Here is a 346-nt window from a genome sequence, read left to right as displayed (position 1 = left end):
ACTCAAGTCAGTTTAATTTGAGCGATCGCTCGCCTTTATTTTAACTAGCTATCAGCTTTTAGCATTCAGCATAAAAATCAACCTATAAAATTATTCTACTGCTGTAAAATAACTGCAACTTCCGGCAAAGATAACAACTTTTCATACAAAACATTAGCAAAAAATTCATTGCCAAATACAGAATAATGCCCATCACCTCCCAAGAATACTGTTTCTACCTTTTCTTGAGGCATTATGTTTCTAAATTCGGCAATTAGATCGATATAAATTATGTTGCGTTTCTCTAACTCTACCTGTAGATATTGTCGCCAAAAATCAGATTCCTTTCCATAATAGTCAGAACGAA

At 33.5% G+C, this 346-nt stretch carries 1 protein-coding gene; it reads right to left on the bottom strand.

The window, feature by feature from the left end; genetic code table 11:
* Positions 1–95: 95 nt before the first annotated feature.
* Positions 96–346, bottom strand: a 251-nt coding sequence (locus F6K40_RS20640) for a hypothetical protein (protein ID WP_293138982.1), incomplete at its 5' end; no start/stop codon positions are given.

The organism is Okeania sp. SIO3I5 (genome assembly GCF_010672085.1).
Lineage (GTDB): Bacteria > Cyanobacteriota > Cyanobacteriia > Cyanobacteriales > Microcoleaceae > Trichodesmium.
This window is presented reverse-complemented; position numbering and strand designations above follow the sequence as displayed.